The organism is Haloechinothrix sp. LS1_15 (assembly GCF_033042135.1).
Classification (GTDB): Bacteria; Actinomycetota; Actinomycetes; order Mycobacteriales; family Pseudonocardiaceae; genus Haloechinothrix.
In genome coordinates this window covers 22,509-43,385 of sequence record NZ_WBXM01000002.1, presented here as the reverse complement: position 1 = coordinate 43,385, position 20,877 = coordinate 22,509, and the positions used below count along the sequence as shown (strand labels likewise).

At 68.1% G+C, this 20,877-nt stretch carries 16 protein-coding genes; 11 read left to right on the top strand and 5 right to left on the bottom strand.

Features of this window, described 5'->3' with window-relative positions; all coding sequences use genetic code 11:
- Positions 1-203: 203 nt before the first annotated feature.
- Both F8178_RS03135 and metG read right to left on the bottom strand, forming a co-directional pair.
- On the bottom strand, positions 204-1,049 hold the full coding sequence (locus F8178_RS03135) for a TatD family hydrolase (RefSeq protein ID WP_317493097.1): 846 nt from the start codon (positions 1,047-1,049) through the stop codon (positions 204-206).
- Positions 1,050-1,092: 43 nt separating this feature from the next.
- The gene (gene metG / locus F8178_RS03130; protein WP_317493096.1) at positions 1,093-2,886 is read right to left on the bottom strand and encodes a methionine--tRNA ligase; all 1,794 of its coding nucleotides are present in this window, start codon (positions 2,884-2,886) and stop codon (positions 1,093-1,095) included.
- A gap of 166 nt (positions 2,887-3,052) precedes the next feature.
- Here metG and F8178_RS03125 point away from each other — a divergent pair, with 166 nt between their 5' ends.
- Together F8178_RS03125 and F8178_RS03120 are read left to right on the top strand one after the other, a co-directional pair.
- Positions 3,053-4,444, top strand: a complete 1,392-nt coding sequence (locus F8178_RS03125; RefSeq protein WP_317493095.1) for an aminodeoxychorismate synthase component I — start codon at positions 3,053-3,055, stop codon at positions 4,442-4,444.
- Positions 4,445-4,488: 44 nt separating this feature from the next.
- The gene (locus tag F8178_RS03120) at positions 4,489-5,790 is read left to right on the top strand and encodes an MFS transporter (RefSeq protein WP_317493094.1); all 1,302 of its coding nucleotides are present in this window, start codon (positions 4,489-4,491) and stop codon (positions 5,788-5,790) included.
- Between the two features lies 1 nt (position 5,791).
- Here the strand turns inward: F8178_RS03120 and rsmI are convergent, their stop codons facing one another.
- Positions 5,792-6,646, bottom strand: a complete 855-nt coding sequence (rsmI, locus tag F8178_RS03115) for a 16S rRNA (cytidine(1402)-2'-O)-methyltransferase (protein WP_317493093.1) — start codon at positions 6,644-6,646, stop codon at positions 5,792-5,794.
- Positions 6,647-6,804: 158 nt separating this feature from the next.
- Between rsmI and F8178_RS03110 the strand changes: the two genes are divergently transcribed.
- The 3 genes from F8178_RS03110 to F8178_RS03100 all read left to right on the top strand — a co-directional run bounded on the left by F8178_RS03110 (position 6,805) and on the right by F8178_RS03100 (position 10,694).
- Entirely contained in the window at positions 6,805-8,409 is a 1,605-nt protein-coding gene (locus tag F8178_RS03110; RefSeq protein WP_396344962.1) for a dolichyl-phosphate-mannose--protein mannosyltransferase, read from the top strand.
- A 220-nt stretch (positions 8,410-8,629) separates the two neighbouring features.
- Complete coding sequence (locus tag F8178_RS03105) at positions 8,630-10,033, top strand: potassium transporter TrkG (RefSeq protein WP_317493092.1); 1,404 nt, start codon at positions 8,630-8,632, stop codon at positions 10,031-10,033.
- Positions 10,026-10,694, top strand: coding sequence for a TrkA family potassium uptake protein (locus F8178_RS03100; RefSeq protein ID WP_317493091.1), 669 nt, complete (start codon positions 10,026-10,028; stop codon positions 10,692-10,694). The genes F8178_RS03105 and F8178_RS03100 overlap by 8 nt, the downstream gene beginning before the upstream one ends.
- Positions 10,695-10,748: 54 nt before the next feature.
- On the opposite strand, the gene F8178_RS03095 is transcribed toward F8178_RS03100, so the two are convergent.
- Complete coding sequence (locus F8178_RS03095) at positions 10,749-12,371, bottom strand: serine/threonine-protein kinase (protein ID WP_317493090.1); 1,623 nt, start codon at positions 12,369-12,371, stop codon at positions 10,749-10,751.
- 183 nt (positions 12,372-12,554) lie between these two features.
- Between F8178_RS03095 and F8178_RS03090 the strand changes: the two genes are divergently transcribed.
- Positions 12,555-14,174: a beta-N-acetylhexosaminidase gene (locus tag F8178_RS03090; protein ID WP_317493089.1), complete on the top strand. Its 1,620-nt coding sequence runs from the start codon at positions 12,555-12,557 to the stop codon at positions 14,172-14,174.
- Between the two features lie 52 nt (positions 14,175-14,226).
- Here the strand turns inward: F8178_RS03090 and F8178_RS03085 are convergent, their stop codons facing one another.
- Positions 14,227-15,081, bottom strand: coding sequence for a LuxR C-terminal-related transcriptional regulator (locus F8178_RS03085; protein ID WP_317493088.1), 855 nt, complete (start codon positions 15,079-15,081; stop codon positions 14,227-14,229).
- 279 nt (positions 15,082-15,360) lie between these two features.
- Here F8178_RS03085 and F8178_RS03080 point away from each other — a divergent pair, with 279 nt between their 5' ends.
- From F8178_RS03080 to F8178_RS03060, 5 genes are read left to right on the top strand one after another with little or no spacing between them, the layout of a single operon-like run.
- Positions 15,361-16,146, top strand: a complete 786-nt coding sequence (locus F8178_RS03080) for an ABC transporter ATP-binding protein (RefSeq protein WP_317493087.1) — start codon at positions 15,361-15,363, stop codon at positions 16,144-16,146.
- Positions 16,143-16,958 (top strand): ABC transporter ATP-binding protein, encoded by an 816-nt coding sequence (locus F8178_RS03075; RefSeq protein WP_317493086.1) that lies wholly within the window; start codon positions 16,143-16,145, stop codon positions 16,956-16,958. The genes F8178_RS03080 and F8178_RS03075 overlap by 4 nt, the downstream gene beginning before the upstream one ends.
- Positions 16,955-18,817, top strand: a complete 1,863-nt coding sequence (locus F8178_RS03070; protein ID WP_317493085.1) for an AMP-binding protein — start codon at positions 16,955-16,957, stop codon at positions 18,815-18,817. The genes F8178_RS03075 and F8178_RS03070 overlap by 4 nt, the downstream gene beginning before the upstream one ends.
- Positions 18,814-19,710, top strand: coding sequence for a branched-chain amino acid ABC transporter permease (locus F8178_RS03065; RefSeq protein WP_317493084.1), 897 nt, complete (start codon positions 18,814-18,816; stop codon positions 19,708-19,710). The genes F8178_RS03070 and F8178_RS03065 overlap by 4 nt, the downstream gene beginning before the upstream one ends.
- The gene (locus F8178_RS03060; protein ID WP_317493083.1) at positions 19,707-20,849 is read left to right on the top strand and encodes a branched-chain amino acid ABC transporter permease; all 1,143 of its coding nucleotides are present in this window, start codon (positions 19,707-19,709) and stop codon (positions 20,847-20,849) included. The genes F8178_RS03065 and F8178_RS03060 overlap by 4 nt, the downstream gene beginning before the upstream one ends.
- The last annotated feature ends 28 nt before the right edge of the window (positions 20,850-20,877 follow it).

Here is a 20,877-nt window from a genome sequence, read left to right as displayed (position 1 = left end):
TGGGACCGGCATCGACCACAAAGCAAATTGCGATCGAGCGGTACGGTTACAAGACAGTAACGGAGCACAAGAGGTTGTGCAATCACCCCACGCGATCACGTGTCGGTTATCACACCCCGGGCGGACGACACGATGACCCCCGTGTCGCAGTCCGCTGATCCCGCCCTCACGTTCGGTAGTCACGACTCGGGCGGTGTTCGCGGTCATCCCAGCTCCACCTCAGCGAGCGCGGCCCATGCCGGGACGGCGAACACCCTGCCCGCCGTGGCCGAGACCGCTGCGGCGAGCCCGGCGACCGGTTCCTCGCGCAGCCGCGCCAACTCGCACAGCGTGTGCGCTGCGCAGTACGGCTCGTTCGGCCTTCCCCGGTACGGGTGCGGCGTCAGGTACGGCGCGTCCGTCTCCACCAGCAACTGGCCCTGCGGCACCAGCAACGCGGCCTCGCGCAGCGAACGCGCGTTGCGGAACGTCACGGTGCCCGCGAACGACAGCACGTACCCGGCGTCCACGCAGTAGCGCGCCATGTCGGCGTCCCCGGAGAAGCAGTGGAACACCACCGTCTCCGGCGGCCCCTCCTCCTCCAGGATGCGCAGCACGTCCTCGTGCGCGTCCCGGTCGTGGATCATCAGCGGCTTGCCTACCCGCTTGGCGAGGTCGATGTGCCAGCGAAACGCCTCCCGCTGCGCGGCTGGCGGGGAGAAATCCCAGTAGTAGTCCAGCCCGGTCTCGCCGACGGCCACCACGCCGTCGGCGATCACCAGCTTCTCGACGGCTTCCTGCTCACGCTCACCGAAATCGCCCGTCCGGGTGGGGTGGATGGCCACGGCGGCGCGCACCCTGCTGTCCCAGGAGGCCGCCCGCACCGCCCAGCGAGCGGCTTCCAGATCGTCGGCCACGGTGAGCACGCCGGCCACGCCGACCCGCTCGGCACGGTCGGCCATCGCCGCGACGTCGGTTGCCGACTCCGCGCCGCAGGCGTCCATATGGGTATGCGCGTCGACGATCGGAGTAGGCAGGACTTCCGGCTCGGGGGGCAGCTCTCGGCTCACGGTCGGCTCCAGCGGCTTCCAGCAGGCATGGGTCGAGGCCTGGTCAGCTCGGGATCGGTGCCCACGACGGCCCTGTCTCGGCCAGCGCCGTGTCCAGTTTGGCGAACACCGGGGAGGGCTTGGACAGCGGCCGCCCCGGCTCGATCGGCTCCGAACTCCACCGCGCCTGCTCAGCGGTGTAGTCGCCGGTGAGGACGGCGTTACGGCGATCGGCCACGTCGAGGTCGTCCACCTCGGACAGCTCCGGCTGTGCGGCCCAGGTGCCCTGACCACCGAGCAGCTCGTGTACCCGCTGCGCTGAGTGCGGCAGGAACGGGGTGAGCAGCGTGTTCGCATCCGAGACGACCTGCAGCGCGGTGTGCAGCACGGTGTCCCTGCGTTCCGGATCGTCGCCCAGCTTCCACGGCTGCTGGTCGGAGAGATACTTGTTCGCCGCCGACACCACTCGCATCGCCTCGGCCGTTGCGGCGCGGAACCGGGACTGCTCCAGGTGGCCGCCGACCGTGTCGAAGGCAGCCCGGGAGGTGGCGAGCAGCTCGGCGTCGGCCTCGCTCGGTGTGGCGGGCCGGGGGATGGCGCCGACGTTCTTGTGCGCCATCGACACCGCCCGGTTCACCAGGTTGCCCCACTCGTTGACCAGCTCGAAGTTGATCCGGCGCACGAACTCGTCCCAGGTGAAGTCCACGTCCTGGGTTTCGGGACCCGCCGCGGAGATGAAGTACCGCAGCGTGTCAGGGCCGAAGTCGCGCAGGAAGTCGGTCAGATAGATGACGGTGCCGCGCGAGGTGGAGAACTTCGAACCGCTCATGGTGAGGAACTCGCTGGAGACGATGTCACCCGGCAGGTTCAGCTCGCCGTAGGGTCCCGGCTGGCCGCCCCGGTCGCCCGCGCCGTTGTGGCCGAGCAGCAACGCGGGCCAGATCTGGGCGTGGAACGTGATGTTGTCCTTGCCCATGAAGTAGGCGTGCCTGGCGTCCGGGTTGTTCCACCACTCGCGCCAGGCGTCGGGGTCGCCGCTGCGGCGGGCCCACTCCACGCTGGCCGAGAAGTACCCGATCACCGCCTCGAACCAGACGTAGAGCTTCTTCATGCTCTGGTCGCGCCAGCCGTCCAGCGGGATCGGCACGCCCCAGTCCAGGTCGCGGGTGATGGGCCGGGGCCGCATGTCGTCGACCAGGTTCTTGGTGAAGTTCAGGACATTCGAGCGCCAGCCGGTCTTGGTCGACAGCCATGACCCCAGGCTGTCGGTGAACGCGGGCAGGTCGAGGAACAGGTGCTCGGTCTCGACGAAGTCGGGCTTCTCCCCGTTGATCCGGGACACCGGGTTGATGAGCTCGGCGGCGTCGAGCTGGTTACCGCAGTTGTCGCACTGGTCGCCGCGCGCGCCGTCGTAGCCGCAGATCGGGCAGGTGCCCTCGATGTAACGGTCGGGCAGCGTGCGGCCGGTCGACGGGCTGACCGCACCGGTGGTGGTCTTCGGGATGATGTAGCCGTTGCGGTGCAGCGCCAGGAAGATCTCCTGGACGACGGCGTAGTGGTTGCCGGTGGTGGTCCTGGTGTACATGTCGTAGGTGACGCCGAGCCCGCGCAGGTCCTCGGCGACCACCCGGTGGTACTTGTCCGCCGTCTCGCGCGGGGTCAGGCCCTCCTTCTCGGCCTGTACCAGGATCGGCGTGCCGTGCTCGTCACTACCGGAGACCATGAGCACCCGGTTGCCAGCCATTCGCTGGTAGCGCGCGAAGACGTCGGAGGGGACCCCGATACCGGACACATGGCCGATGTGGCGGGGGCCGTTGGCGTAGGGCCAGGCCACCGCGGTCAACACGGGTGTGCTCATACCCGACAACCCTACGGATGGCCGATCGGGGCGCGTCGCGTGGTCCGGCTGTGGCGGATGGGGCCGAACGTGACATTCGGCGCCTTCTATGGAACGAACGTCACATTCAGCCCGACTGCACCCGCCCGGGTGACCCCTCCATCCTCGCGCGCGCGAGGATGGAGGCATGCGAGTGGTGTGCCGGGCCCTGCTGTGCAGCCTCACGCCGGAGCAGGTACTGCTGCGGCTGGACGCGCGCGCACGCCGGGCTGGCCTGCCACAGCCGGCCGCGCTGACCGGCCAGTGGTTCGGTTCGCGGGCGGTCATCGCCCCCAGCGTGGGCATCACCGCCTGCCCGGGGGTCAACGGCGCCTTCGCCATCCCCGGCGAGCTGCCCGAGATCACCGACCGTTCGGCGGCCGCTCCGGGCGCGGTCGGTGGCGGGTGGTTCGGCTACCTCTCCTACGACCTCACCGATCCGGCCCGTAAGCGCGCGCCCCTGGCACCCGCGGGCTGGGGGTGGGCCGACCACGTGCTCCGGATGGACGCCGAGGGAGCCTGGTGGTTCGAGGCGCTGGTCGGCCCCGGGGATCCGGAACCGGACGACCTCGCCCGCGAGCTGGCCGAGACACTGGCAGGCGACGACGATCGCCCGCCACGCGGCTGGGAACCCGTCACGCTCGGCTGGCCATCGAGCCACGGCCACATCGACGCGGTGCGCCGCTGCATCGAGGCCATCGAGCACGGCGAGATCTTCCAGGCCAACATCTGCACCCGGCTGGCAGGCACCTTCAGCGGCCGACCGGCCGAGCTGTTCGCCGAAGGCGTCCGCACGCTGCACCCGCGCCGGGCGGCCTACCTCGCCGGTGTCTGGGGAGCGATCGCGTCGCTGTCGCCAGAGCTGTTCCTCGCCCGGCACGGCGACCGCGTGCACTCCACCCCGATCAAGGGCACGCTCCCGCGCAGGGGACCGGCCGACGACGCCAACGCGCAACGGCTGCGCGCCTCGGAGAAGGACGTCGCGGAGAACGTGATGATCACCGACCTGGTGCGCAACGATCTCGGCAGGGTCAGCACCGTCGGCACCGTCGGGGTGCCCGAGCTACTGACTGTCCGCGAGGCTCCCGGGGTGTGGCACCTGGAGTCCACCGTGGCGGGCACCCTCGCGCCGGGCATGGGCAATGCCGAGCTGCTGCACGCCACCTTCCCGCCGGGATCGGTCACCGGTGCGCCCAAGGTGCGAGCGACCGAGCTGATCGGCGAGCTGGAGCGCGCGCCGCGCGGGGTCTACTGCGGTGCGGTGGGCCTGGCTTCACCGGTAGCCGGAATGGAGCTCAACGTCGCCATCCGCACCCTGGAGCTGGCGGCGAACACCGCAGGCGGGTTCGACGTCGCCCTCGGTGCGGGCGGCGGAATTACCGCCTCCTCCGATCCCGAACTCGAATGGCAGGAGTGCCGCCACAAGGCCGCGCCCCTCGAACGGCTGCTCGGCACCCCGCTCACCCCTGGGTCGGGTGCGATGGGACACCCCGACTTCGCGCCGGGGAATGAAGCTGAACGGGACATTGCTTCCCTCTAGGGAACCGGACGTCACGTTGGGCTCCCACCGCCCATATAGTTAGCATGACTAAGAAACAGAGGGAAGGGGCGTGCTTGGTAGCCACGCGTGACGACGCCACGACCGCGCCTGCCCGGCAGCGGCTCCCCCGCGAGGTATGGGTACTGGCGGCGGCCAACCTCGTCATCGCTGCGGGGTTCGGCATCGTCGCCCCGGCCATCCCCATGTTCGCCCGCAGCTTCGACGTCAGCGTCACCGCCGCGTCGTTCGTCGTCAGCGCGTTCGCCCTTGCCCGGCTGGTGTTCGCCCCGCTGGCAGGCAAGGGCGTCAGCCTGCTCGGCGAGCGGCGCATCTACCTCAGCGGGTTGCTGATCGTCGCGGTGTCCACCGGCGCGGCGGCCTTCGCCGCCAGCTACACCCAACTGGTGTTGTTCCGCTCGTTCGGCGGGATCGGCTCCACCATGTTCACCGTCTCCGCGATCGCCCTGCTCATCAGGGTCACCCCCGCCGGGCTGCGCGGCAGAGCGTCGGGCCTGTTCGGTGCCGGTTTCCTCGCGGGCAACGTCACCGGACCGCTGCTGGGCAGCGGCCTGATCACCATCAGCCTGCGTGCCCCGTTCCTGTTCTACGCCGTCCTGCTGCTGGTGGCGACGCTGCTGGTGTGGCTGTTGCTGCGGCGGTCGCCCCTCATCGCCGACGTCGAGCAGCAGGACGCCCCAGCCGTCCGGCTGACCGACGCGCTGCGGGACCACGCCTACCGCTCGGCGCTACTGGCCAACTTCAGTTTCGGCTGGATCGTGTTCGGCGTCCGGATCTCGCTCATCCCGCTGTTCATCGTCGAGGTGCTCCGGCAGGACGAGGCCTTCGCCGGGATCGCGTTCGCGGTCTTCGCGGCCGCGAACCTGGTGATGCTCATGCCTGCAGGCAGGCTCGCCGACACGGTCGGGCGCAAACCGCTGGTGCTGATCGGGCTGGTGGCCTCGGGGGCGGGCACCGCCTGGGTCGGCTTCACCGACTCGCTGACCGAGTTCCTGATCGCCACCGTGGTCGCCGGGCTCGGCAGCGGCACGCTGCAGTCGCCCAAGCAGGCCGCCGTGGCCGACGTCGTCGGATCGCAAGGGCGCGGCGGGCCGGTACTGGCGACGTTCCAGATGTCGGCCGACATCGGCGCGATCCTCGGGCCGCTCGCGGCGGGCGCGATCGCCGACCAGCTCTCCTACACGACGGCATTCCTCGTCGCAGGCGCGTTGAGCCTGGTCGCCGCGCTGGTGTGGCTCCCGGCACGGGAAACGCTGCCGTCCGCCGCGAAACAGCGCCACCCCAGCCCCGAGCAGTCCTGCGAGCTGGACACCCGCGAGCAGCAGTGACCTACTCGCCTTCGCGGGCGGCGAGCACCGCCTCGTACAACTCCCGCTTCGACACCCCCTCGGCGGCGGCCACCGCCGCGGTGGCCGCCTTGAGCCGCTCCCCCTCGGCCACCCGCCGCCGCACCGCCTCGACCAGATCCTCGGCGGCAGGCGTGCACGGCTCCGCTCCCGCGATCACCACGGTGACCTCGCCACGCACTCCCTCGCCCGCCCAAGCGGCCAGCTCGCCCAGCGTGCCGCGCCGCACCTCCTCGTAAGGCTTGGTGAGCTCCCGGCAGACCGCCGCTCGCCGGTGCGCCCCCAGCACCCGCACCGCGTCCGCCAGCGTGCTCGCCAGCCGGTGCGGGGAGTCGAAGAACACCGCGGTGCGCGGCTCCTCGAGCAGCGCCGCCAGGAACCGCTCGCGCTCACCCTGCTTGCGGGGGGCGAACCCCTCGAAACAGAAGCGGTCCGTGGCCAGCCCTGACAGCGCCAGCGCCGCCGTCACCGCCGATGGCCCCGGCAAACAGGTGACCGGCAGATCCTCGGCCACGCACTCCGCTACAAGTCGGTATCCGGGATCGGACACGCTGGGCATTCCGGCATCGGTGACCAGCAGCACCGTCTGCCCGGCACGTACCGCCTCGACCAGCGTCGCGGCCCTGGCGCGCTCGACAGCGTCGTAGCAACTCACCACCTTTCCCGCCAGCGTAACGCCCAGCGCCGCGGCCAGCGCCCTCGTCCTGCGGGTGTCCTCCGCTGCCACCACGTCGGCGGTGGCCAGAGCTTCGGCCAGGCGGGACGAGGCGTCCCGCGCGTCGCCAAGCGGTGTCGCGCCGAGCACGAGCGCTCCCGCGCTCCGGTCAGCAGGTGCCATGGTGTCCTTCGTGGGGTCGTCGCCGTTCGGGCGGGTTGTGCGCACGGCGGGCGGGCCGTGCCGGGGGCGCTGCTGCTTCCCATAGCATTGTTCCCCGTGACCGGACTCTGTGCGACGGGCCTGCGACCGCGGCAGGCGGACGCGGCGCGGGCCGCCTCATGACCTCCGGCCCCTCCGGTGCGGCCGTGCCGCGCCACCGTCGCGGGACGCGCCGGGGCCGGGCGGAGCCCCGGTCGGCCGATGACGGTGGGCAGGCGCCGGACGAGCGCGAGCTCGCCTTGCTCGGCAGGCCGATGCCGCTGGACCCGGTGCGCGGGTGGATCGTCACGCTGGTGGTCACCGCGATCGGCGCGGTGTTGCGACTGTGGAACCTCGGCTCCCCCACCGACGGCGGCACGCCGGTCTTCGACGAGAAGCACTACGTGCCGCAGGCGTGGCAGATGCTGCGCAACGGCGGGTTCGAGGACAATTACGGCTTCACCCTGATCGTGCACCCGCCACTCGGCAAGCAGCTCATCGCGGTCGGTGAGTGGTTATTCGGCTACAACGCCATTGGCTGGCGGTTCACCGCCGCGGTGGCCGGCATCCTGATCATCCTGCTGACCATCCGGATCACCCGGAGGCTGACGCGTTCCACGCTGCTCGGCGGCGCGGCTGGCGTGCTGGTGATCGTCGACGGCATGATGCACCTGCAATCCAGGATCGGGATGCTGGACATCTTCCTCGTGCTGTTCGTGCTCGCCGCGTTCGGCTGCGTGCTACGCGACAGGGAGCAGGTCCGGCAACGGCTCGCCGAGGCCGTCCGCCAGGGCTGGATCGGCGAGAGCCCGTACGGACCGCGGCTCGGCATGCGTTGGTGGCGGTTCGGCGCCGGGGTGTGTCTCGGCCTGGCCTGCGCGGTGAAATGGTCCGGGCTGTACTTCGTCGTGGCGGCCGGCCTGCTGGTCCTGATCTTCGACATAACAGCGCGCCGCACCGCGGGAGTCGCCAAGCCAGTGCGTGCGACGCTGCGACTGGACCTGCTGCCCGCCGCGTTCGCGCTGGGCGCGATGACCCTGCTCGTCTACCTCGCGAGTTGGTGGGCCTGGCTCGGCAGCGAGACCGCGACGGATCGGCACTACGTGGAGGTCAACCAGGTTGGGCACGGGGCGCTGGCATTCCTGCCAGACGCGTTGCGCTCGCTGGGGCATTACACGCTGGAGATCTACCGGTTCCACAGCACGCTGGACACGCCGGACGGGGACCCGCACCCGTGGGAATCGAAACCGTGGACCTGGCCCATGGGACTGCGGCCCATGCTGTACCACTACGAATCGGGTGAGGAGGTCACCGGCTGCGGCCAGTCCGAATGCGTGGAAGCCGCCATGCTCATCGGCACGCCCGCGCTGTGGTGGCTGGCGCTGCCACTGCTGGCCTGGGCGCTGTGGCGGGCGGTGTTCCGGCTCGACTGGCGCTACGGCTTCGTGCTCACCGGCTACCTGGCCGGCTTCCTACCGTGGTTCGCCAACCTCGACCGACAGATGTACTTTTTCTACGCCGCCCCGATGGCACCGTTCCTGGTCATCGGTATCACGCTGGTGCTCGGGCACCTACTCGGCAGCGCGAACTCCGGCGACGAACGCCGCACCACGGGCTTGCTGGCGGTCTCGCTGTACATCGGGCTCGCGGTGGCGAACTTTATCTGGTTGTGGCCGGTTCTCAACGCGGAAGCGATCACCCAGCAGGAGTGGGACGCGCGCATGTGGCTGCCGTCCTGGCGGTGACCGAACTCACCGCGGGCACGCCACGATCGGGGCGGGAGCGCGAGTGCGGCCGGCACTGTACCGGATTAAGCTGCCCTATGGCGCAAGGCCCAGTGAGCGGATCTGCTGCCCAGCGACACGATCCCTCCCGGACAAGCGAGGGACCCACCACGCGAAGCGAAGGAGTTGCAGGAGTGCGTGCCCACGTCACGTCGAGCTGCGTCCGGGAGCCCCGCGGCTCATGAGGAGTGAGCACCCGAACGTGCCCGGCCCGCCACGCGGGCGGGTCCGCACCGCACTCCGCAAGGCCCTGCCGACAGGGGGTCACCCGGCGCGCGCGGTGCTGGGTGGGTTCGCCATCGCCATCGGGATCGGCACCGTGCTGCTGGCACTGCCGGCGGCCAGCGAGGAACCGGGGTCGGCCGGGTTTGTCACCGCGCTGTTCACCGCGACCTCGGCGGTGTGCATCACCGGGCTGATCGTGGTCGACACCGGCGAGTACTGGACCACCTTCGGCGAGATCGTCATCCTCGCCATGATCCAGCTCGGCGGCATCGGCATCATGACGGCCGCCTCCCTACTGGTGCTACTGGTGTCCCGGCGGTTCGGGCTCGGCCTGCAACTGTCCGCCCAGCGCGAGACCAAGAGCCTGCAGCTCGGTGAGGTCCGCAGCGTCACCGCGGGCATCGTCAAGATCAGCCTCACCGTGGAAGCCATCGTGGCCTTGCTCTTCACCGGCAGGCTGCTGGCGGCCTACGACTACGCCTTCGGTGAGGCCCTCTATACCGGGATCTTCCACGGCATCTCGGCGTTCAACAACGCGGGCTTCTCGCTGTACCACGACAGCATGTCCCGGTTCGTGAACGATCCGTGGATCTCGCTGCCGGTGATCATCGCGGTCATCCTGGGCGGTCTCGGCTTCCCGGTGATCTTCGAGGTGGCGCGCAGGCTACGGAAGCGGGACGGTAAGCGGTGGTCCATCCACACCAAGATCACGCTGCTGACCTCGGGTGTGCTGCTCGCCATCGGCTTCCTGTTCATCACCCTGGCGGAGTGGAACAACCAGGACACCATGGGGCCGCTCGGGGTGGGCGGCAAGCTGCTCGCCGGGCTGTTCGCAGCCACCATGCCGCGCTCGGCGGGATTCAACAGCGTGGAAACCGGGGACATGCAGGGGCACACGCTGCTGGTCATCGACGTGCTGATGTTCATCGGCGGCGGTAGCGCCAGTACCGCAGCAGGGATCAAGGTCACCACCTTCGCGTTGCTGGCTTATGTCATCCTCGCCGAGATCCGGGGTGAGCCGACGGTGCACGTGATGGGGCGTAGGCTGGCGGCGAGCGTACAGCGACAAGCGCTGACGATCGCGCTACTCACCGTCGCGCTGGTCATGATCACGACGATCACAATGCAGGCGGCGACCGACTTCCCGCTGGACAAGGTGCTGTTCGAATCGGTCTCCGCGGTGAACAATGTGGGCCTGTCCACCGGGATCACCGCCGACCTCCCGGCTGGCGTGCACGTCATGATGTCGGTACTGATGTTTATCGGCAGGCTCGGACCGATCACACTGGCGACAGCGCTGGCGTTACGTGACCGGCCACGCCGCTACGAACTACCCGAGGAGCGACCCATCGTTGGTTAAGAACAGTGCAGCAGGCAACCGCGCCGTGATCATCGGCCTCGGCCGGTTCGGGGGCTCGCTGGCGCTCGAGCTCATCCGGCAGAAGACCGACGTGCTGGCGATCGACGCCAGCCCCAAACTGGTCGACCAGTACAGCGAATCGGTCACCCACGCGGCGGTGGCCGATTCCACCAGCCCGGACGCGCTGCGGCAGCTCGGCGTACACAAGTTCAAGCGCGCCGTCGTTTCCATCGGCACCGATCTGGAGGCCAGCATCCTCACCACCTCGCTGCTGGCGGACTTCGGCATCCCGAACATCTGGGCCAAGGCGCTGTCCCGGCAACATGCCCGCATCCTCGAACGGGTGGGCGCGCACCACGTGGTGCTACCGGAACACGACATGGGTGAGCGGGTGGCGCACCTGGTGATGGGCCGCATGCTCGACTACATCGAGTTCGAGGACGACTACGCCATGGTCAAGACCGTGGCGCCCGCCGAGGCAGTCGGTCGCCCGCTTGGCGAGAGCCAGCTGCGTTCCAAATACGGCGTGACCGTGGTCAGCATCAAACGCCGCGGTGAGGGCTTCACCTACGCCACAGCCGAGACCGTGGTGCGCCGCGGCGACCTCCTCATCGTCGCGGGTAAGGCGGGCGATACCGAGAAGTTCGCCGAGCTCACCTGAGGCACCGAACGTCACGTCCGTTCCGTCTAAGGCGCTGAACGTCACGTTCAGCGCCTACCCCTTCGGCAGGACGCTGGTGACGGGCCCCTGCACTGTCTGGCCGGTGCCCGCGATCCAGGCATCCAGCTCCTGGATGACCTGGCGCAGGGTGGGGCGGTTCGCTGGGTCGGTGTCCAAGGCGCGGGCCAGCAGCGCGGCATGCGCGCTGTGTGTCGGCAGCTCGGTCGCGGGCTCGGCGCGTGCGGCGGCGGACAGCGCTGCCATCGCGGTCTCCCGCTCGCCACGCGGGGGCTTGCCGGTCAGCGCATAGTTCACGGTGGCCGCCAGCTGCCAGGCATCAGCCGCCGCGTCGGCACGCCCGCCCGCCGCGATCTCCGGCGCGGTGTAGTCGGGTGTACCGATCATCATTCCCGTCGCGGTCATGCTCGCGTCGCCGGTGGCCCTGGCGATACCGAAGTCGATCAGGTGCGGTGTCCCGGCAGGGTCGATGATGACGTTGGACGGTTTGACGTCACGGTGCAGCACTCCCTTGGCGTGCGCGGCCAACAACGCGCCGGCCAGGGTCGACCACAGTCTGGCCGCGTGCAGGTCGCCCAGCGGGCCATCGTCGTCCACCGCGAAGGCCAGCGCCTTGCCCTCGAGGTATTCCATCACCAGCGCCAACCCGTCGTGTTCCGAGATGATGTCGTAGACCCGCACGCAGTTCGGGTGGTTCACCGCCGCGAGCGCCCGCGCTTCGCGCTGCATGCGCTCCACGGTCTCCTGGTCAGGCTGGTGCGCGATCTTCAGTGCGACCGTCCGCCCCAGCTCCGTATCGTGCGCCAGCCACACCGTGCCGAACCCGCCGTGGCCGAGCTTGCGCACCCGCCGGTACCGCCTCCCGCCGCCTGTCATCGGTGCTGCGGCGGTTGCCACCCTGGTCGGCTGGTATCGCTGCCGTGGCGGCTCCGGCTCCGGTTCGCGGGTACGTGGCCGTTCACTGCGCCGCACCGCCTTCCAGCTCGGCGGGCGGATCATCGACAGCGGGACGAGGCCGAGCAGGCTCGCCGCCAGGAAGCCGAGCCAGGCGTGTATCGCGGTGTTCGCGCTGATTCCCACCGTGGTCACCACGAGCGCCAGGAACGGGATCCAGAACAACCTTCCCGGCCACACCGGTCCCCTGCGGAACGCGAGACGCGCCTGCGCCATGATCAGCAACAGGATCAGCAGCGGCAGACCGATCAGCCCCCCGAGATGCACCAGGAACAGCAGGCCGTCGGCAGGCGATAGCAGGGTCTCGTACACCGTGGGGCCACCACCGAGGTACACCGCCTGATCCCCGACGACACCGCAATACGTGGTCCGCAGCGCGGCGACCTGCCCGGACTCCAAGCCGGCGCTCTCACCCGCGAACACCGCCCGGTAGGTGGCCGAGATACCCAGCAGCAGCGTCCACGGCACGATCAGCACGCAGATCGCGCTGATCGTCGCGAATGTACCGACCGTCGCCGGGGTGTACCGGTTGGCGGTGAACTTGCGCACCACGGCGATGACGAACGCCCCCAGCGGAGGCAGCAGCCCGATCAGCGCCCCCGCCACGCTCGTGGCGAACACCCAGTCGCCGGGACACACCCCTGGGCTGAACACTTGGTACGCCCAGGTCAGCAGGCCCGCGGCGAGCTCTGCGAACACGTCCACTCGTGCACCCCTCACGCTCGGTTACACCGCACGTCATCAGCCGCGCCGACTCTCGCGGTCGCCCATAACTGTAGAGGGGTCGTACGCGCGGGACCGAAACACGGCGCGTCGCCCACCCGCTCGATCCGCGAACCCCGGCCGGCCCGTTAAGGTCGAGTGGTCACCACCCGTAGGAAGGTCGGCATGCCGCGTCTCGTTACCAGCATCATCATGGCACTGGCGTTGCTCCTCGCCGCATGCACGTCGGGGGGCAACGGGGATGGCCCCGAACCCCCGACCGAGGAGAGCCCGATGCCCCCCGTGGAGCTACCGGAGGACACCCCTGCATTGCACGAGATCGTGCCCGCCCCCCGCGCCACGACTCCCGACGCGGACGGCAACTTCGAGCTGACCGCCGACACCGAGATCCTGGTGGGCAGCGAGAAGTCCGAGGCTGGGAGTGCCGCCGAGTACCTGGCCGAACTGCTGCGGCCCGCCACCGGGTTCACCCTGCCAGTGCGCCAGGAGCAGCGAGCAAACGACGAGCTTCCCCTCGTCGTGTTGGACGACGCCGCCGACGAACTCCCGACCGACGGGTACCGGCTGGAGGTCACCCCGGGCCGGGTGGAGCTCTCTGCGAGCTCGGGCGGCGGGTTCTTCGCCGGCGTCCAGAGCCTGCGGCAGCTGCTGCCCGCCGATGTCGAGCGTGACGAACCGGTGGAGCGCACCTGGGCAGTGGCAGGCGGCACGATCGTCGATCATCCTCGCTTCGCCTACCGGGGCGCGATGCTCGACGTGGCGCGGCACTTCTTCGAGGCCGATGTGGTCAAGCGCCACATCGACCGGCTCGCGCAGTACAAGATCAACCACCTCCACCTGCACCTGACCGACGACCAGGGGTGGCGGATCGAAATCCCCGGCTGGCCACGCCTCACCGAGGTCGGCGCGGCCAACGAGGTCGGCGGTGGCCCCGGCGGGTACTACACGCAGGAGGAGTTCCGCGACATCGTGACCTACGCCGCCGACCGAGGCATCACGATCGTGCCGGAGATCGATATGCCCGGTCACACCAACGCGGCCCTGGCCTCCTATGCCGAGCTGAACTGCGACGGGAACGCGACCGAGCCGTACACCGGCACGCACGTGGGGTTCTCCTCGCTGTGCATCGATTCCGATACGACTTACGAGTTCGCCGCCGACGTGATCTCGGAGGTCGCCGCGCTGACTCCGGGCGAGTTCTTCCATATCGGCGGGGACGAGGCCGAGGCGACCACGGACGCCGAGTACCGGCGGTTCTTCGACAGGGTGTTGCCGATGATCACCGACGCGGGCAAACGCCCCGTGGGGTGGCACGAGTACGCGGCGGTGGACCTGCCGGAGAGCGCCGTGGTGCAGTACTGGCGGATCGAGGCGGACCATCCGGATACCAGCGCGGCCGCGTCGGACGGCAATCAGGTGATCATGTCCCCCGCTGATCACTCCTACTTGGACATGAAGTACCACGATTCCGACCCGTGGGGGAATAGTTGGGCGGGCGCGGTAAGCACCCGCGCCGCCTATGAATGGGACCCGGCGACGTACCTCACCGGCGTAGGAGAGGAAGCGATCCTCGGCGTCGAAGCACCATTGTGGACCGAACTCGTCCAGGAGGAAAGCGACATCGAGCGGATGGCCTTCCCGCGCACTCAGGCCGTCGCCGAGGTCGGCTGGACACCGCAGGAGAGCAGGGATTGGGAGGACTTCCGTTCCCGGTTAAGCGCTCACGGCGAGCGGATGGCAGCACAGGGCATCGATTTCCACCCTGACCCGGAGGTGGACTGGTAGGCCACTGGCCGTTTCCGGTACGCGAGCCGAAGGAGTCCTTCGGCTCACCCTCCTACGGGAGCAGCCCCGCCCTGCGCGCCGCGGTCAGGGTCTCGATCCGGTTGCGGGTGCCCAGCTTGCGCATGGTGTTCTTCAGGTGTGTCTTGACCGTCGTGGGTAGCACACCGAGCAACTCCGCGGTCTCGGCGTTCGTCCGTCCTGCGGCGACGTGAAGCAACACATCGGACTCGCGCTGCGACAGCATGACGCCGCGCTCGACGGGACGCTGCCGTGACGAGCGGGTCAACCGCTCGCTCAGCCCGAACAGCCGCTGCCGCACCTCGCCGTCCGCGGCCGAGGAGGCGATCGACACGAGCTCCTCACGCACTTCGACGAGCTCGTCGACCGGGACCGACTCGCCACCCTCCTGCTGCCTGCTGACGATGCGCTGCACCCGCCGCTGCACCTCTTCCTCGACCGCGACCTCCTGCGCCGCGCCCCGCACGATGCCCATGGCGGCATCGATGGTGCGCTCACCGAGCGGGAGCCCGTTGCGACTCGCCGCATAGATGACGCCCCTGACCACGCCGTTCACCTGCATCGGGATGGCGACGGCAGCGGTGAGATTGTCGGCGATGACGGCCCGGTCGAAGTGGTGAGTGATGGTGCTCGACTGCACGTAATTCTCCACCGCCACGGGACGCTTGTGCTGCAAGGCGACCCCGCCGAGCCCGATCCCCGGTCGGATGACCGCGCCCTGCAGCAGGCAGGTTCGCATATCCAGCAGCTCGCTGAGCACCAACTTCGAACCGCCTGCCGAGACGGTACCGCCGATGGCCGCGGAGACGCCGTCCAGCCGCACGACCTTCCGCATGCCCTTCCGCACCTGGTCCTCGACCGCGATTCCGTCCGCAGCACCCGGTGGCATCACACCTCCCGCAGCTTCGCGTGGTTAACCAAGGATCCTGCGACAACGAGACCGCTACGTCAATGACAAGTGCATCGGCGCCCTGCGAAACGGCCTCCTCCTGTTGGAGGAAGCCGGTCGTCGCGACCGTCGCTAGGGTCCCTAATCGCTCGTTACCAATAAACGTGAACAAAGCTCGATAACGGTTTCGACTCCAGACCTTGGAACGGCGCCGCGAATCGTGAAAGCTTCCGGTTAACGGTGTTATGGACCGGGTTTCCTGTTACAGACGGAGGTCGCATGCTCGCAGTCCGCAACCTCGAGGTCGTCTACAACGATGTGATCCTGGTGTTGCGGGGAGTCAGCCTCGACGTACCCGAAGGGCAGATCGTCGCGCTGCTCGGCGCCAACGGAGCAGGCAAGACCACCCTGTTACGCGCGGTCAGCGGCCTGCTGGACCTCCACGACGGTGAGGTGACCAAGGGGTCGGTCACCATGGACGGTAAGCCCATCCACGAGGCCAACCCCACCGCGATCGTCAGCTTGGGCATCAAGCAGGTACTCGAAGGGCGGCGAATCTTCGCCGAGCTAACCGTGGACGAGAATCTGCGCATCGGGGGCCACACCTCCCCGAAGAACATCAAACAGAACCTGGATCGCGTCTACGGACTGTTCCCCGCACTGCGCGGGCGCGAACGGGCCACCGCCGGATACCTCTCCGGCGGGGAACAGCAGATGTTGGCCATGGGCCGGGCGTTGATGTCGAACCCACGATTGTTGCTGCTCGACGAGCCGAGCCTGGGGTTGGCGCCGCTGCTCGTCGGCCAGATCAAAGACCTGATCGTCGAGATCAACAAACAGGGCACCACGGTGCTGCTTGTCGAACAGAACGCCACCATGGCGCTGTCGATCGCGCAACACGGCTACGTGCTGGAAAACGGCAAGGTCGTCATGGACAAGCCCGCCGATGAGCTACTGGCTGACTCCGACATCCAGGAGTTCTACCTAGGTCTCGGCGCGGAAGGAGCGGCCAAGTCGTTCCGGGAGGTCAAGCACTACAAGCGGCGGAAGAGGTGGCTGTCATGACCGCGAGCACGGCCGTGCCACAACAGACGGACGCGATCCTGGACGTTGCCGACATCCAGCTGTCGTTCGCGGGGGTGACCGCGGTCGACGGGGTGTCGTTCCACGTCGCCCCTGCCGAGCTGTTCGCGATCATCGGGCCGAACGGCGCAGGGAAGACGTCGATCTTCAACGTGCTGTCCGGGTTCTACCGGCCACAGCGCGGTTCGGTGACCTTCTCCGGGCACGATCTCGTCGGGCTGCGGCCCTTTGCCATCGCCGAGCTCGGGGTGGCGCGGACGTTCCAGAACATCGAGCTGTTCGCCAACCTGACGGTCATCGAGAACCTGATGCTCGGCCGCCACACGCACTTGAGCTACGGCGTCGCAGCGGCACTGTCCTGGTTCGGCCGCGCGCGCAAGGAGGAGCTGGCCGCTCGCGCAGCCGCCGAGGAGATCGTGGACTTCCTGGAGCTGGAATCCTGGCGCACCCTACCGGTTGGCCTGCTGCCCTACGGCGTACAGAAGCGCGTGGAGCTGGGCCGTGCGCTGGCGATGGAACCGAAACTGCTGCTGCTCGACGAGCCGGTCGCCGGGATGAACCTGGAGGAGACCGAGGACATGGCCCGGTTCGTGCTGGACATCAGGGACGAGCTGAACATCCCGATCATCATGGTCGAGCACGACATGGGGCTGGTGATGGACCTGGCGGATCGGGTGATGGCCGTCGACTTCGGCAAGGCGCTGGCCACCGGCACGCCGGGCGAGGTGCAGTCGAATCCGGACGTGATCCGCGCCTACCTCGGCAGCGGGAACGGAGGGGAGCACGCGGCATGACCACGGCAACCGTACCGCGCACCACGACAACCACGATCGTCACCAGGGTGGCCGATCGGGCACGCGACACCCCGGACCAGGTGGCGCTGCGGGAGAAGGACTACGGCATCTGGCAAGAGGTGACCTGGGCAGGCTACTGGGACTCGGTCGAGCTTGTGGCCCACGCGCTGCTGGATCTCGGCATCGCCCCTGGCGACCGGGTCGCGGTGCACTCCGAGAACCGCAAGGAATGGCTGTTCGCCGACCTCGGCACCGTTGCGGTGCGGGCGATGACGGTGGGGTTGTACCCGACCAACCCACCCGCGGAGGTGTCGTACCTGCTGTCACACTCCGGCTCCCGGATCCTCATCGCGGAGGACCAGGAACAGGTGGACAAGGCCCTCGAGGTCCTCGACGACGTTCCCGATCTGGAATGGATCGTCTATGTCGAACCCCGAGGAATCCGTAAACGCTACACCCACCCCAAGTTGATGCCCTGGGAGGACTTCCTCGCCAGGGGCGCGCGGCACCGCGAGGAACACCCGAACGCGGTCGCCGAGCGCATGGCATTGGTGACACCGGACGACGTGATGACCCTGGTCTACACCTCCGGCACGACCGGTCCCCCCAAGGGAGCGATGCTCACGGTGGCCAATGTGGAGTATTGCATCAGCGAGCTCGTGGACGGTGGTGGTTTCACCTCTCCCCCGCCCAACTCGAACGACGTGATGCTCTCGTACCTTCCGCTGTGCCACGTCGCCGAGCGGATTTTCACCACGTGGTTCAACGCAGCCACGGGCGTGCAGGTCAACTTCGCCGAGTCGATCGACACGGTGCAGGCCAACCTCCGGGAGATCCAGCCGACCATCCTGTTCGGGGTCCCTCGGATCTGGGAGAAGATCCTGGCCGGGATCCACATCAAGATCGCCTCCGCCTCGCCGGTCAAGCGCGCGATCGCACGGGCGGGGCTGCGGCTGGCTGACCGCATCGGGGACGATCTGGTGCGCACCGGTGGCAACCACACGCTACGTACCCGGTTGCTGTACCTGCTCGGCTGGCTGGTGCTGTTCCGGCCGCTGCGGGATCGCATCGGGATGCGCAAGGTGCGGTTCGCCGCTTCCGGAGCGGCCCCGATCGCGCCCGAGGTGTTGAAGTTCTTCATGGGTATCGGCGTGCCGATGCACGAGGTGTACGGCATGACCGAGAACACCGCGGTCGCCACCGCCAACCGGCCGGGCCGGGTGAAGCTGGGAACCGTGGGTGAGCCCCAGCCGGGCATCGAGCTGCGGATCGATGAACGCACCGGCGAGATCCTGACACGCCATCCAGGGGTGTTCGCCGGTTACTGGCGCAATCAGGAGGCCACTGCCGAGGTCATCGACCGCGACGGCTGGCTGCACACCGGCGACGTCGGCGAGTGGGTCGATGGTAGCCATGTACGCATCGTCGACCGGATGAAAGACATCATCATCACCGCGGGCGGCAAGAACGTCTCGCCCTCGGAGATCGAGAACGCCCTCAAGGCCAGCGAGTACATCAAGGAAGCCGTCGTCATCGGCGACGGCAGGCAGTACCTGACCGCGCTGATCGGCATCGAACTCGACACCGTCGGCGAGTGGGCACAGCAGCGAGATATCCCCTACACCACCTATCGCGACCTCGCCGAACGTGAGGAGGTGATCGCCCTGATCCAGCAGATCGTGGATCACGTCAACGAGAAGTTCTCCCAGGTCGAGCAGATCAAGAAGTTCCGCATGCTGCCCAAGGAACTCGACCACGAGGACGGCGAACTGACCGCCACCCAGAAGGTCAAGCGCTCCGCGCTGCACAAGCAGTTCGAGAACCTCGTGGAGGACATGTACGGGAAGGCAGGAGCATGACCGAACTGCTCAGCAGCCTTGTGCAAGGCATCGGAATGGGGTCGGTCTACGCCCTCGTCGCGCTCGGGTTCGTGATCATCTACAAGTCCACCCGCGTGATCAACTTCTCGCAGCCGGCGCTGATGATGGCCGGCGCGGTCATCGTGAGCTACCTTGTCGGTCCGCTGGGCTTCTACCTCGCGGTGATCCTGGCCGTGGCCGCGGTGGCGACGCTGGCACTGAGCCTGGAGCGCACGGTGGTGCGGCCGATGATCGGTAGGCCGGTGTTCATCATCGCCATCATCACCATCGGGATCGACATCGCGCTGCGGAACGTCCTCAGCGGCTTCATCGGCGCCGACGTGCGTCAGGTCGGCAGCCCGTGGGGCCTGCAACGTGTGGAGTTCCTCGCCGAACTCGGCATCAGCGTGCAGCAACGGCACGTCGCCATGGTGGTGACCACGCTAGTGGTGATCACGGTGTTGTTCGCGTTCTTCAAGTACTCGCGCCTCGGCCTTGCCATGCGCGGCACCGCCTTCGACCAGGAGACAGCGCTGACCCAGGGCGTGTCCGTCGGAGGCGTCTTCGCGCTGTCCTGGGCTATCGCGGGCGGTCTCGCTGCGGTCGCTGGCGTGTTCGCGGCTTCGGGCGCGGGGATCGACCAGCAGCTCTGGGTGGTGGCGCTGAAGGCCCTGCCTGCGATCATCATTGGCGGTCTGGAATCGCTGGAAGGCGCGGTCATCGGCGGCATCACCGTCGGGGTGGTGGAAGCTCTGGTCTCGACCTACCAAGCCGACTACGCCCCCTGGCTCGGCAACAACTTCTCCATCGTCGCGCCGTATGTGGTCATGCTGCTTGTGCTACTGGTACGACCATACGGGCTGTTCGGCACCAAGGAGGTGCAGCGCGTATGACCACCCCGGAAGCTACACCACGGCGGCGCAGCGCCCGGCTGTCCGGGCGACCGGAGATGTTCACCTCGTATGCCGAGCACATGCGGATGCTCAACACTGCCCCGAAACGCCGCGCGGTCGTGGCGCTGGTGGTGGTGGCGCTGCTGGTGCCGTTCGTCTTCGACGACAACACGCTGCACATCCTCGCGCTCGGCTTCGCCGCAGCCATCGGTGCCATCGGGCTCAACCTGGTCACCGGCTACTGTGGCCAGGTCTCGTTGGGACATGCCTTCTTCCTCGCCCTCGGCGCCTACACGGCAGCGGCGATCTCGGGCGATCCCGAGGGCCGCACCATCGGATTCGGCGTCACCAACATCCTGATCTGGCTCCCGGCCGCCGGAATCGTCGCAGGCCTCGCAGGTGTCCTGATCTCACCGCTGGCGACCCGGCTCCGCGGGCTGTACCTGGCGATCGTCACGCTCGGTCTGGTGTTCCTCGGCGAACACATTTTCTCCGAGTGGCGCTCGCTCACCGGTGGTGAGCAGGTGGGCAGGGAGGCCGCCGTCCCTGAGCTTTTCGGTTTCTCCTTCGACAGCGACGGCGAGATCCTTACCGGGGACCAGAAGCTCTACCTGCTGATCCTCGTCGTTCTGATCATCCTCGCGGTGCTGGCCCGTAACTTGACGCGCTCCCGGGTGGGCAGGGCGTTCACTGCGATCCGCGACCGCGACATGGCCGCTTCGGCGATGGGCATCAACCTCACCAAGTACAAGACCATCGCCTTCGCCGTGTCGTCCTTCTACGCGGGATGCGCGGGCGCGCTGCTGTTCACTGTCATCGGCTTTTTCGACCCGAGTTCCTTCAACCTCCTGCTGTCGGTGCAGTACATCGCGATGATCCTCATCGGGGGGATCGGCACCATCTCCGGCTCGATCATGGGCGCACTGTTCATCACCATGCTCAACCCGGTAACCCGCGAGCTGGCCGACTACATCCCGTTCCTGACGACCGACCCCACCGCCGTGTTGAACCACTTCATCCTCGAAGGAGTCCTGTATGGCGCACTGATCATCGGGTTCTTGCTGTTCGAACCACGTGGGCTGTTCGGCATCTGGCTCCGAATACGCAACTACTGGAAGGCCTGGCCGTTTACCTACTAACCACACCAGACGGACACGAGAGGGAATC

What these genes read in the sequence shown, in the direction of transcription:
- metG (WP_317493096.1), bottom strand. Translation starts at nt 2,886, where the DNA reads ATGAGCACACCCGTGTTGACCGCGGTGGCCTGGCCCTACGCCAACGGC.
- F8178_RS03125 (WP_317493095.1), top strand. Translation starts at nt 3,053, where the DNA reads ATGCGAGTGGTGTGCCGGGCCCTGCTGTGCAGCCTCACGCCGGAGCAG.
- F8178_RS03120 (WP_317493094.1), top strand. Translation starts at nt 4,489, where the DNA reads ATGACTAAGAAACAGAGGGAAGGGGCGTGCTTGGTAGCCACGCGTGAC.
- rsmI (WP_317493093.1), bottom strand. Translation starts at nt 6,646, where the DNA reads ATGGCACCTGCTGACCGGAGCGCGGGAGCGCTCGTGCTCGGCGCGACA.
- F8178_RS03110 (WP_396344962.1), top strand. Translation starts at nt 6,805, where the DNA reads ATGACCTCCGGCCCCTCCGGTGCGGCCGTGCCGCGCCACCGTCGCGGG.
- F8178_RS03105 (WP_317493092.1), top strand. Translation starts at nt 8,630, where the DNA reads ATGAGGAGTGAGCACCCGAACGTGCCCGGCCCGCCACGCGGGCGGGTC.
- F8178_RS03090 (WP_317493089.1), top strand. Translation starts at nt 12,555, where the DNA reads ATGCCGCGTCTCGTTACCAGCATCATCATGGCACTGGCGTTGCTCCTC.
- F8178_RS03085 (WP_317493088.1), bottom strand. Translation starts at nt 15,081, where the DNA reads ATGCCACCGGGTGCTGCGGACGGAATCGCGGTCGAGGACCAGGTGCGG.
- F8178_RS03080 (WP_317493087.1), top strand. Translation starts at nt 15,361, where the DNA reads ATGCTCGCAGTCCGCAACCTCGAGGTCGTCTACAACGATGTGATCCTG.
- F8178_RS03075 (WP_317493086.1), top strand. Translation starts at nt 16,143, where the DNA reads ATGACCGCGAGCACGGCCGTGCCACAACAGACGGACGCGATCCTGGAC.
- F8178_RS03070 (WP_317493085.1), top strand. Translation starts at nt 16,955, where the DNA reads ATGACCACGGCAACCGTACCGCGCACCACGACAACCACGATCGTCACC.
- F8178_RS03065 (WP_317493084.1), top strand. Translation starts at nt 18,814, where the DNA reads ATGACCGAACTGCTCAGCAGCCTTGTGCAAGGCATCGGAATGGGGTCG.
- F8178_RS03060 (WP_317493083.1), top strand. Translation starts at nt 19,707, where the DNA reads ATGACCACCCCGGAAGCTACACCACGGCGGCGCAGCGCCCGGCTGTCC.